General features: G+C 58.6%; 9 protein-coding genes and 2 pseudogenes. 10 read left to right on the forward strand and 1 reads right to left on the reverse strand.

The annotated features are described in order from the left end of the window. Positions 1-92: 92 nt before the first annotated feature. The 6 genes and pseudogenes from LOY56_RS08160 (at position 93) to LOY56_RS08185 (ending at position 5,671) form a co-directional block, all read left to right on the forward strand. Positions 93-833 (forward strand): thioesterase II family protein, encoded by a 741-nt coding sequence (locus LOY56_RS08160; protein ID WP_258620956.1) that lies wholly within the window; start codon positions 93-95, stop codon positions 831-833. 10 nt (positions 834-843) lie between these two features. After that, positions 844-942, forward strand: a pseudogene (locus tag LOY56_RS08165) (RNA polymerase subunit sigma); the annotation flags it as partial. Positions 943-945: 3 nt separating this feature from the next. Continuing rightward, positions 946-1,080, forward strand: a pseudogene (locus tag LOY56_RS08170) (hypothetical protein); the annotation flags it as partial. A gap of 156 nt (positions 1,081-1,236) precedes the next feature. Continuing rightward, positions 1,237-1,671 (forward strand): response regulator, encoded by a 435-nt coding sequence (locus tag LOY56_RS08175; RefSeq protein ID WP_258620958.1) that lies wholly within the window; start codon positions 1,237-1,239, stop codon positions 1,669-1,671. Between the two features lie 154 nt (positions 1,672-1,825). Then, positions 1,826-2,446, forward strand: coding sequence for a response regulator transcription factor (locus LOY56_RS08180; protein ID WP_258620959.1), 621 nt, complete (start codon positions 1,826-1,828; stop codon positions 2,444-2,446). Positions 2,447-2,458: 12 nt separating this feature from the next. Further along, on the forward strand, positions 2,459-5,671 hold the full coding sequence (locus LOY56_RS08185; RefSeq protein WP_258620961.1) for a transporter substrate-binding domain-containing protein: 3,213 nt from the start codon (positions 2,459-2,461) through the stop codon (positions 5,669-5,671). A gap of 22 nt (positions 5,672-5,693) precedes the next feature. On the opposite strand, the gene LOY56_RS08190 is transcribed toward LOY56_RS08185, so the two are convergent. After that, the gene (locus tag LOY56_RS08190) at positions 5,694-6,599 is read right to left on the reverse strand and encodes a LysR substrate-binding domain-containing protein (RefSeq protein WP_258622588.1); all 906 of its coding nucleotides are present in this window, start codon (positions 6,597-6,599) and stop codon (positions 5,694-5,696) included. A gap of 108 nt (positions 6,600-6,707) precedes the next feature. Here LOY56_RS08190 and LOY56_RS08195 point away from each other — a divergent pair, with 108 nt between their 5' ends. The 4 genes from LOY56_RS08195 (at position 6,708) to LOY56_RS08210 (ending at position 10,518) form a co-directional block, all read left to right on the forward strand. Next, a complete protein-coding gene (locus tag LOY56_RS08195; protein ID WP_258620963.1) occupies positions 6,708-7,574 on the forward strand; it encodes a pirin family protein in 867 nt (288 codons plus the stop codon). A 114-nt stretch (positions 7,575-7,688) separates the two neighbouring features. Continuing rightward, positions 7,689-8,315, forward strand: coding sequence for an isochorismate family cysteine hydrolase YcaC (gene ycaC, locus LOY56_RS08200; RefSeq protein WP_258620964.1), 627 nt, complete (start codon positions 7,689-7,691; stop codon positions 8,313-8,315). Between the two features lie 149 nt (positions 8,316-8,464). Beyond that, entirely contained in the window at positions 8,465-9,910 is a 1,446-nt protein-coding gene (locus tag LOY56_RS08205; protein WP_258620966.1) for a mechanosensitive ion channel domain-containing protein, read from the forward strand. A gap of 167 nt (positions 9,911-10,077) precedes the next feature. Further along, positions 10,078-10,518 (forward strand): carboxymuconolactone decarboxylase family protein, encoded by a 441-nt coding sequence (locus LOY56_RS08210; RefSeq protein ID WP_258620968.1) that lies wholly within the window; start codon positions 10,078-10,080, stop codon positions 10,516-10,518. The last annotated feature ends 8 nt before the right edge of the window (positions 10,519-10,526 follow it).

A 10,526-nucleotide genomic window follows, 5' to 3' on the forward strand; every position in this document is an offset into this window, starting at 1 on the left:
GCGCCCACAGATAAATCTGATCCATCCCACAGACTAATTCTCCGCGCACCTCATCCGTTCTCCTAAACAGATAACCCATTGAGGTAAGTGCGGTGACAAAGCTGACACTGCTGTGCCTGCCCTATTCGGGCGCCAGCGCCATGGTCTATAGCCGTTGGCGGCGCCAGTTGCCACCGTGGCTGCAGTTGCAACCGGTGGAGTTGCCGGGGCGGGGCGCTCGGTACGACGAACCCTTGCAGACCGATATGCGCGCTCTGGCCCTGCAATTGGCCAGGGAACACAAGCCGTCCTTGCACGGTCCTTACGCCCTGTTCGGTCACAGCCTGGGGGCATTGCTCGCCTGCGAGATGGCCCACGCCTTTCGTGCCCTGGGTACTCCTGAACCGGTGGCATTGTTTGCTTCAGGCACGGCCGCCCCGACCATGCGCAGTGACTACGACCGTGGCTTCGCCGAGCCCCAGACTGACGAACAGTTGATCGCCCAGCTGCGCTCCTTCCAGGGCACCCACGAGGACGTGTTGGCCAATCAGGAGTTGATGAGCCTGACGCTGCCGGTCCTGCGCGCCGATTTCATGCTCTGCGCACGCTTGCGTCCGATGCCGCGCCCGCGGCTCAAGTGCCCCGTGCACGTGCTCGGCGGCAAGGAAGACAGGGCCACCACCGAGCAATTGATCGGCTGGAGCGAGGAAACCCTGGGCAATTTCTCGGTGGACATGATGACCGGCGGGCACTTCTTCATTCATGAGCATGAAGCCAAGGTGATCCGGATGATCAAGCATTATCTGGAAGCCCATCACCGGCGTCATGCGCAGCTGGCCGTGTCGGTTTTTTAGCGCGCGCAGCGCCGAGCGCCTGGGTATTTCCCGGGCGCTGGTGCAAAAGCACATCGTCAATGCCATGAAGCATTGTCGGGTGCGCCTGCGCCAGTGGGATGCTTCCTGATCGATGGGGCCGCTGGCGCATTACTTCAAACTGCAGGCACTGCCGTCGCTGTATTTCGTGTTTCTGCCGGTGATTCTGCTGGCGTACATGGCGCTGACTCAGGCGGTGAAGGGTTTCTACACTCGACGGTTTGGCTGACAGTAATGCTGCCAAACGCAGGCTGCGGTTTTTAATCTTTAAACCGACCATCGTCGACACGGGTGCTTACTTTTTAGGAAAAGTCCTACAGAAAGCACGAAAGGTCTTCCGTAGCCTTGCGCCCTCACGAATCTGAAACCCTCCCAGGGGCCACACTTGCCAAATAAAGCCTTGCGTATCCTGATCGCCGACGAGGAGCATTTTCACTTGATGAAAACCGAGCGTCTGTTCAACCAGCTCGGTTACTACCGGGTGGCACCGGTGCAAAGCCTTGCGCAAATGCTGACGCTGATCGAGTACGGTTGCGAGCCGTTCGATCTGGTACTCATCAATGCCTCGTTGGCGGAGGGAGGGTTGGACTTGCCGGGGTTCTTTCTCGATAACCGGCAGGTTCGTCATGCTGTGATCTACGATGGCCGGCAGGCTCAGTGGCCATCGATTGCTGCCGATGCTCAGCGCAAAATCCAGGTAAACCACGCGACACAACCAGATCTTGCGTCCATTCAACGGCTGATGGCGCTTGTCGATCCGACCCCATACAAAACTGCTGAGTCCCTGGATCATGAGTGGTATCGGCAACAGATTGGTTGATTTCGGGGTTACCGTTCGTCGGTACTATCAATTCTGTCAGGTATATTTCATTGCGCCGCCCATGCAAAAGTCTCAGAGCAACCGTTGTATCCGGTTTGTCCTTATCCGGAGTGCATTCGTGCGCAAATCGTCAGTTTTTGCACAGGGAGTTGCCATGAAGTCAGTGCTGATTGTGGACGATCATCCGGTGGTACGCGCCGCAGTCAAAATCGTACTGGAGAAGGAGGGTTTCAAACGGATTTACGAAGCGGCCCGCGGTAGCGAGGCGTTGTCGATGCTCCGTGAGCATTCACCCATGTTGGTGGTGCTGGATCTGGTCATGCCTGAAGGCGATGGGCTGGATGTGCTGGAACGGATCAAGGCCAGTGATTTGTCGTGCCGCGTGCTGGTGTTCTCCTCGCTCGACCCTTGGTTCTTCCAGGACCGTTGCCTGCGCGCGGGGGCCATGGCGTATGTCGCCAAGACCAATGTCCTGAGTCAACTGCAAAAGGCCGTACATGCGGTCATGACCGGTTACACCTATTTCGCACAGCTGCCTTCGGGATCGCAGAACCCCCTGCAACGCAGCGAAAAACAGATGATCGACAAACTCTCCAACCGCGAACTGACCATCCTGCAACACCTGGCTCGGGGCATGACCAACAAGGCGATTGGCGAGCTTATGCATTTGAGTCACAAGACCGTCAGCACCTACAAGACGCGCTTGATCGAAAAGTTAGGGGTGAACGCGGCGGTGCACCTGCGTGACTTCGCCAAACGCAATCGTCTGATCTGAAGGAGCCCGGTCATGCGCAGGTTCCTGATGGCCTTGATGCTGAGCCTTGTCGTGCAGATTCCGTCGACGCTGGCAGGCGAACCGCAGAGTTTGCATTTGCTGGGGCGATCCACGGTGGCGGGTTTTCAGGTCAGGCTGGATGAAAAAGACTGGCAATGGCTACGCGATAAACGGGTTCTGCGTCTCGGGGTGACGGGGGCGGATTACCCGCCGTTCGAAGTGACGCGTCACCGCAATGAGCTGGAGGGCATCACGGCTGATTACGCCGAGCTGCTGGGGCAATTGCTGCACGTCAAGATTGATGTGCTGCGTTATGCCACTCGTGAAGCCGCCATGGATGCCCTCAAACGCCATGAACTGGATGTGCTCGGGACGTCGAACAACTTCGAAGCAGACGACCCCGCGCTGACCCGGTCCCGAGCCTATGCCGAAGATCAGCCAATGCTCGTTACCCGAGTGGACGAACGAATGCCCGTCGACCTTGCCGGCAAACGTATCGCCATGGTCGAGGACTATTTGCAGGCGCGGACCGTTGAAGCGTTTTATCCCGATGCCAATTTGCGGCGTTATCCCTCAGCCCTTGATGCGCTCGGAGCGGTGGCATTCGGGCCTGACGATGTGTACCTGGGCGACTTCATCAGCGCCAATTACCTGATCAACAATAATTACCGGAATATCGTTCAGTTGGCGGGGCCTTCCGGTCTGGATGCCAATTCGTTCGGCTTCGCGTTGGCGTTGGATAACCCGCGTCTCAAAGGCATCATCGACAAGGCGCTGGCGGCGATTCCGATGGACCAACGCGCGGTCATCGAGACGCGCTGGAGTGCCGGCAGGGCCAATACGTCGGGTCAACAACAGGTGCATTTGAGCGCCGGTGAACAACGCTGGCTGGACCGGCATCCGACGATCACTGTCGGTGCGATCGACAACTTCGCCCCGCTGACGTTTTACGATGCCCAAGGTCGACTCAGCGGGTTGACCGCGCAGTTGCTGACGATAATCAGCCAGCGCAGCGGTTTGACTTTCGAGGTGCAACGCGGCAACTCACTGGACCGGCAAATCGAGCAACTCCAGGACGGCGAGATCGATCTGTTGCCGGTGATCACGCCCAGTACCGAGCGTGAAGACGCATTGCTCTTCACTCGCGCCTACCTCAGTAACCCGTTCGTGCTGGTCAGTGCCACGAAGGCGGGCAGCCCTAGGACGCTGGATGATCTGGCGGGTAAACGCCTGGCGATTTATCGCGATCATCCGTTGCTCGGATTCATGCAGGAGCAGGCGCCACAGGTGCGCTTGGTCGAGGTTCAAAGCCCGGTCGAAGGCATGGAATGGGTAATCAAGGGGCAGGCCGACGCGACGCTCAGCTCATTGATCGTCGCCCGTTATCTGATCAGCCAGCAATATCGCGAGCGTCTACGCATCAGCAGCACGGTGGGCGACCAACCCGCCCGTATCGCCTTGGCCACCGCCCGTGGCGCGCTGGAATTGCACTCGATTCTGAACAAGGCATTGCTGAGCATTTCACCTCAGGAAATGGACGAACTGATTGCCCGCTGGAGTCATGATGTGGTGGTGGATGACAGCTACTGGTTGCGTCATCGCCAAGGCATTCTTCAGGCTTTTGCCATGGCGGGTGCCTTGCTGTTGCTCGCCTTGGGCTGGATCGCCTGGCAGCGCCGGCAAATCCGTCAACGCCAGCAGTGGTTGCAACAATTGCAGGACGCCAAAGACGAAGCGGACGATGCCAACCGTGCCAAAACCACTTTTCTGGCCACCATGAGTCATGAGATTCGCACGCCGATGAACGCCCTGATCGGCATGCTCGAACTGGCCCTCAAACATACGGACGAAGGCGCCACCGACCGTTTTGCCATCGAGGTGGCGTCCAGTGCCGCGCAACAATTGCTGGCGCTGATTGGCGACATTCTGGACATCGCGCGCATCGAGTCCGGGCATTTATCGCTGACCCCTGAACGGGCCAATCTACGGGCGCTGGTGGAATCGGTATGTCGGGTTTTCGAAGGCCTTGCACGGCAGAAAGAGCTGACGTGGCGAATCGATCTGGATGAACACAGCGATCGCGATGTGTTGATCGACCCCACACGTTTCAAGCAGGTACTGTCCAATCTTTTGAGCAACGCCATCAAGTTCACCCGCGAGGGTGAGGTGAGCCTGACGCTGCGTGTGGTGCCCCTTGTGCCGGGGCATCTGGCGGTCAGCGTACACATCGAAGACACCGGCATCGGCATCAGCGCCGTCGACCGGCAACGGTTGTTCAGCCCCTTCATTCAGGTCGATAACGGTCGACAGTCCGCTCGAAGCGGTTCCGGGCTGGGGTTGGTGATTAGCCGCACCCTGTGCGAAATGATGGGCGGCCAGTTGCAACTCGACAGCGTCCTTGGACAAGGCACACAGGTCGACATCAACCTTGAACTGATCGCCTTGCCATCGCAGCCTTCCAGTGGAGTGGTGGATAGCGGGTTGCAGATGCCGACGCAGCCATTGACGATTCTGGTGGTCGACGATCACCCGGCCAATCGATTATTGCTTTCATGGCAGCTGAGCTATCTGGGGCATTGTGTTCTGGAGGCCGAGGAGGGCGCGCGAGGGCTTGAGTTGTGGCGCAAGCATGAGTTTGATCTGTTGGTGACCGACTGCAATATGCCGAAGCTCAGTGGTTATGAACTGGCGGGTGCAATACGCGATGAGGAGCGCACCCAGGGATTGCCACCGACGCTGATTCTTGGCTTTACCGCCAATGCGCAGCCCGAGGAGAAAGTCCGTTGCCTGGAGGCAGGGATGGACGATTGTCTGTTCAAACCCATCCTGCTGGCGGATTTGAGCGCATGGCTGGCTTCCAGGTTTGCGAGCGAAACGCCAGAGACTCTCGAAGAGCAACCTACTCCAGAGATGGACTTGAGTGGCCTGGAGCAATACGTCGGTGCGGACCGTACGCTGCTCGATCACCTGGTACGCGAACTGATCGTGACCAATCGGGCTGATCGGGAGAACCTGCTTCAAGCGCGCGGCAATAGCTATGTTCTGCGAGACCTGGCGCACCGTATCAAGGGCAGTGCGCGCATGGTCCGGGCAGCACGCTTGATCAAGAGCTGCGAGCATCTGGAGCGTGTCATTGACAAAGCTGACCCGGCGGCGGTCGATGAAGCTATCGATCAGTTGCAGCACGCGATGTCATCGTTGGACAAGCATTTGAGCCAAGGCTGAGAAAATCAAAAGATCATTGCTCTTAAGCAATATCACTGTGGCTGAATTCTTCCCCCAGAAAGTCGATCAAGGCCCGCACCGATGGCAGCAGTCCGCGTCGTGAAGGAAAGATTGCGTGCACGATCCCGCACTTGGGGGTCCAGCCCGGTACCAGTTCCACCAAACGGCCAGCGGCAATGTCATCACGCACTACCACGTTTGGCAGGTGGGCGATGCCGATGCCGGCGAGCACGGCGTGACGCAAGGCCAGCAAGTCGTCGGTGACCATTCGCGGGGCATGACGAATCAGCGCGCTGGCGCCATCGGCGCCGAACAATTCCCACTGATATTCACGCTGCGCGCCTCCCCAATGCACGCTCGGCAGGCCGCTGAGGTCAGCCGGGGTGGCCGGTGACGACAAGCGTTGCAAAAACGCCGGAATGCCCACCAGGCACTGAGTACTGTTGCCCAGCACTTTCATCACCATGTCGGTATTTTCCAATGGTGGAAAGCGCACTCGCAGAGCGATATCGAACCCTTCGTGAATCAGGTCGACTCGGCGGTTGGTGCTTTCGATGAACAACTCCACCAACGGGTATTTGAGCATGTAGCGGGTCAGCATCGGCCCGACCCAGGTGTTCAGCAACGCGGTCGGGCAACTGATGCGCACCAGGCCCTGGGGTTCGGAGCGGTTGCGTTCGATCAGTTCGGCGGCGCTTTCGGCTTCCACCCGCATGGCCAGGCAACGCTGGTAATACGCCTGGCCGATTTCCGTCAACGAGCAATGCCGGCTGGTGCGGTGCAGCAGGCGCACGCCGAGGCGTTCTTCGAGCTCGGCGATGCGCCGGCTGAGCTTGGATTTGGGCATGTCCAGCGCGCGCCCCGCCGGGGTGAAACCGCGGTGTTCCACCACCTGAGTGAAGTAGTACAGGGTGTTGAGGTCTTCCATCATCGTTCTCCAAATAGAACGCTAAGGCTGATTTTTGCAGTCTAGCGCACTAAAGGCTGCGGTTTTAAGCTTTGTCCATCGCGTCACACCGCAGATTTGGAGGCAAAGATGAAAAACATCATCGGTATCTACACCAGCCCACGAACCCATTGGGTCGGCGACGGTTTTCCGGTTCGCACGCTGTTTTCCTACGACAACCTGGGCAAACACATCAGCCCGTTTCTGCTGCTGGATCACGCCGGCCCTGCCGAATTCACCCCCTCCACCGAACGTCGTGGCGTTGGTCAGCATCCGCATCGTGGTTTCGAAACCGTGACTATCGTTTACAAGGGCGAAGTGGAACACCGCGACTCCACCGGCAGCGGCGGCAAGATCGGTCCCGGCGACGTGCAATGGATGACCGCAGCCTCGGGGATTCTTCATGAAGAGTTCCACTCCGAAGGTTTCGCCAAGAGCGGCGGCACCCTGGAAATGGTGCAGCTGTGGGTCAACCTGCCGGCCATGGACAAGATGGCCGAGCCCGGTTACCAGACGATTCTCGACGGTGACATCCCGAACATCCCGCTGAAAAACAATGCCGGCAGCCTGCGCTTGATCGCCGGTGAGTTCGACGGCCACAAAGGCCCGGCGCGGACTTTCACGCCGATTGATGTATGGGACGTCCGCTTGAACGCTGGCAAGTTGCTGACCCTGGATTTGCATGAAGGGCGCAACACCGCATTGGTGGTGCTGCGTGGCACGATTCAGGTCAACCAGAAGGAACGAGTAGGTGAAGGGCAATTGGCGTTGTTCGAGCGCAATGGTGATCAGCTCAGTCTGGAAGCCAGCAACGACGCTGTAGTGCTGCTGCTCAGCGGCGAGCCGATCGACGAGCCCATCGTCGGCCACGGTCCGTTCGTGATGAACACCGAGCAAGAGATTCATCAGGCTTTTGCCGACTTCCAGTCGGGCCAGTTCGGCCGGATGAGTGATTGAAATCATTGTTGTAACTCTATGGCGTGCCGGGCTTGCCTGGCCACGTTGAAACGAAAAAACAGAGTTCACTTACGCCGGCCCGGTTCGGCATCGATAACAAGCGAGGATCACCCCATGACTACTTCCTACAAACGTCTCGACAAAGATAACGCCGCGGTTCTGCTGGTCGATCACCAAGCGGGTCTGCTTTCTCTGGTGCGCGATATCGATCCGGACCGTTTCAAGAACAACGTGCTGGCCCTGGCCGACCTGGCCAAGTACTTCAAGCTGCCAACAATTCTGACCACTAGTTTTGAAACTGGCCCCAATGGGCCTCTGATGCCGGAACTCAAAGCGTTGTTCCCGGACGCGCCGTACGTCGCTCGCCCTGGCCAGATCAACGCCTGGGACAACGAAGACTTCGTCAAGGCGATCAAGGCCACCGGCAAGAAACAACTGATCATCGCGGGTGTAGTGACTGAAGTTTGCGTGGCGTTCCCGGCGCTGTCGGCCCTGGCCGAAGGCTTTGAGGTGTTCGTGGTGACCGACGCTTCCGGCACGTTCAACGAGCTGACCCGTCAATCGGCGTGGGATCGCATGTCGTCCTCCGGTGCCCAGCTGATGACCTGGTTCGGCCTGGCCTGTGAACTGCATCGCGACTGGCGCAATGACGTGGAAGGTTTGGCTACCCTGTTCTCCAACCACATCCCGGACTACCGCAACCTGATGACCAGCTACAACACCCTTACCAATAGCAAGTAACCTGACATACCCTCTGTAGGGCCGGGCTTGCCGGTCAGTTAAGGGTAAATCGGACCTGTAGGAGCCAGGCTTGCCGGCGAAGGCGATCTTGAAACCGCTTTCGCCGGCAAGCTTGGCTCCTACAGAAATCAATTGCTTGGAGTTATTTGATGCTGTCACTGCTCACCGATCACCCGTTGCTCAGCGCGCTGATCCTGATCCTGATCGATCTGGGATTATGGCGTTTGGTCACGGCCAACGGCAGCAACTGGAAACTGGCGGTGCGGCTGGTGATTTTCTCATTGTTCAGCGTGCTGCTGTTCAACGAAGGCTTGAACCCCATGGAGCCGGCGCCCTGGGCCGACAACGTGCCGTTGCACCTGGCGGCAATCGGTTTGCAAATTGGCTGGTGGCTATACGCCGCGCGCACCCTGACGGTGTTGCTCGGCACGGTGATGATGCAACGGGTCGGGCACACCGGGCGTTTGCTGCAGGATCTGCTTGGCGCGGTGATTTTCCTGATCGCGATCATCGCCGCCCTGGCGTACGTCCTCGAATTGCCCGTCAAAGGCGTGTTGGCAACGTCTGGCGCACTGGCAATTATCGTCGGCCTGGCCTTGCAAAGTACCCTCAGCGACGTGTTTTCCGGGATTGTCCTCAATACCACCAAACCCTATCAACTCGATGACTGGATCTCCATCGACGGCACCGAAGGCCGGGTCATCGACATCGACTGGCGCGCGACGCGCCTGCAAACGGCCCAGGGCAGTATGGCGGTGATTCCCAACTCCCTGGCAGCCAAGGCCAAGATCATCAACTTCAGCCGGCCCAGTGACATTTTCGGCGTCTCCGTCAGCTTGCAACTGAGCCCGCACGCACGTCCGCAAACGGTGATCGACGCGCTGGAACGGGCGATGCAAGGGTGCCGCTATCTGTTGAATAAACCAGCGCCGTGCGTAGCGTTGAAAGGCTCCAGCGCCACGGGCGTGGAATATGAAATCAGTGGTTTCGTCGTCTCGATGGACCAGAAACGTATGGTCCGCAATCTGCTGTTCGACCTGGCGTTCCGGCACTTGCAGGCCAGCGGTGTCAGCCTGTTGTCGAACGTCGAACCGAATGTACCTGCCAACCTGTCGCGGCCACGGGCATTGCTGGACGCCTCGAACATTTTCTCGACCCTGCGTCAGGAAGAGAAAGAAACCTTCAGTCAGAACATGACACTGCAAACCTTCCGCCCCGGTGAAATGATCCTGCCGGCGGGGGAGGTCAGCGATCATTTGTTCATCATCGAATCCGGCGTCGTGTCGGTGGAACTGAGCCGCGCCGGGGTCAAGTTCGAAACCGGGCGCATGGGGCCGGGCGAGGTGATCGGCGAGGGCGGGATTTTGTCCGATACGGCGATGCCGGCAGACTTTATCGCCAAGACGGTCTGCAGCTTGTACCGGATCGAGAAGGAATACCTCCAACCGTGCCTGGATGCGCGGCATGACGTCGGCGAAGCGATGAAGGCGTTGCTGGATTTTCGCTTGAACAAGGCTCAGACGCTGATTCAGGAAGCACCCAAGGTGGTGGCGAAGAAAGGGTTTTTGCAGTGGTTGCGCAAGCGTAACGGCTGATGTGTTGGTTGCCTGTTCCGGCCTCTTCGACTTGCTCGCGAAGGGGCCAGAAGAGTCACCCCATTCAGTGGTCTATTGGCATCCTCAACTTCCCAATAATTGGCTATTTGTTCAACCGCACGTCGGCATTAACGTAGCGCCAATCCCACTCGTGATTGGAGCTCACCATGCAACCTCGTATCGATTTCTACACCGCCTCCCCGGACGGCCTGAAAGCCATGATCGCCCTGGAAACCGCTGTCTCGAAACTGCCACTGGAAAAGTCGTTGATCGAACTGGTCAAGCTGCGCGCTTCACAGATCAACGGCTGCGCCTTCTGCCTTGACATGCACACCGCCGATGCCCGCAAGGATGGCGAAACCGAGCGTCGGCTGTACACCTTGTCGGCATGGCGTGAAACACCCTTCTTCACCCCTCGTGAACGCGCAGCCCTGGCCTGGACCGAGTCCCTGACCCAGCTGAGCCTGACCCACGCCCCGGACGAAGACTATGCGCTGCTCAGCGCCGAGTTCAGCCCCAAGGAAATGGTCGACCTGACCGTGGCGATTTCCACCATCAACAGCTGGAACCGCCTGGCCGTGGGTTTTCGCAAGATGCCTCAGGAGTAACGCCTGGC

Source organism: Pseudomonas sp. B21-048, from assembly GCF_024748615.1.
Lineage (GTDB): Bacteria > Pseudomonadota > Gammaproteobacteria > Pseudomonadales > Pseudomonadaceae > Aquipseudomonas.

Bases quoted from the DNA above. Each gene is read 5' to 3' on its own strand.
- ycaC (WP_258620964.1), top strand. From the start codon at position 7,689: ATGACTACTTCCTACAAACGTCTCGACAAAGATAACGCCGCGGTTCTG.
- LOY56_RS08185 (WP_258620961.1), top strand. From the start codon at position 2,459: ATGCGCAGGTTCCTGATGGCCTTGATGCTGAGCCTTGTCGTGCAGATT.
- LOY56_RS08210 (WP_258620968.1), top strand. From the start codon at position 10,078: ATGCAACCTCGTATCGATTTCTACACCGCCTCCCCGGACGGCCTGAAA.
- LOY56_RS08180 (WP_258620959.1), top strand. From the start codon at position 1,826: ATGAAGTCAGTGCTGATTGTGGACGATCATCCGGTGGTACGCGCCGCA.
- LOY56_RS08190 (WP_258622588.1), bottom strand. From the start codon at position 6,599: ATGGAAGACCTCAACACCCTGTACTACTTCACTCAGGTGGTGGAACAC.
- LOY56_RS08195 (WP_258620963.1), top strand. From the start codon at position 6,708: ATGAAAAACATCATCGGTATCTACACCAGCCCACGAACCCATTGGGTC.
- LOY56_RS08205 (WP_258620966.1), top strand. From the start codon at position 8,465: ATGCTGTCACTGCTCACCGATCACCCGTTGCTCAGCGCGCTGATCCTG.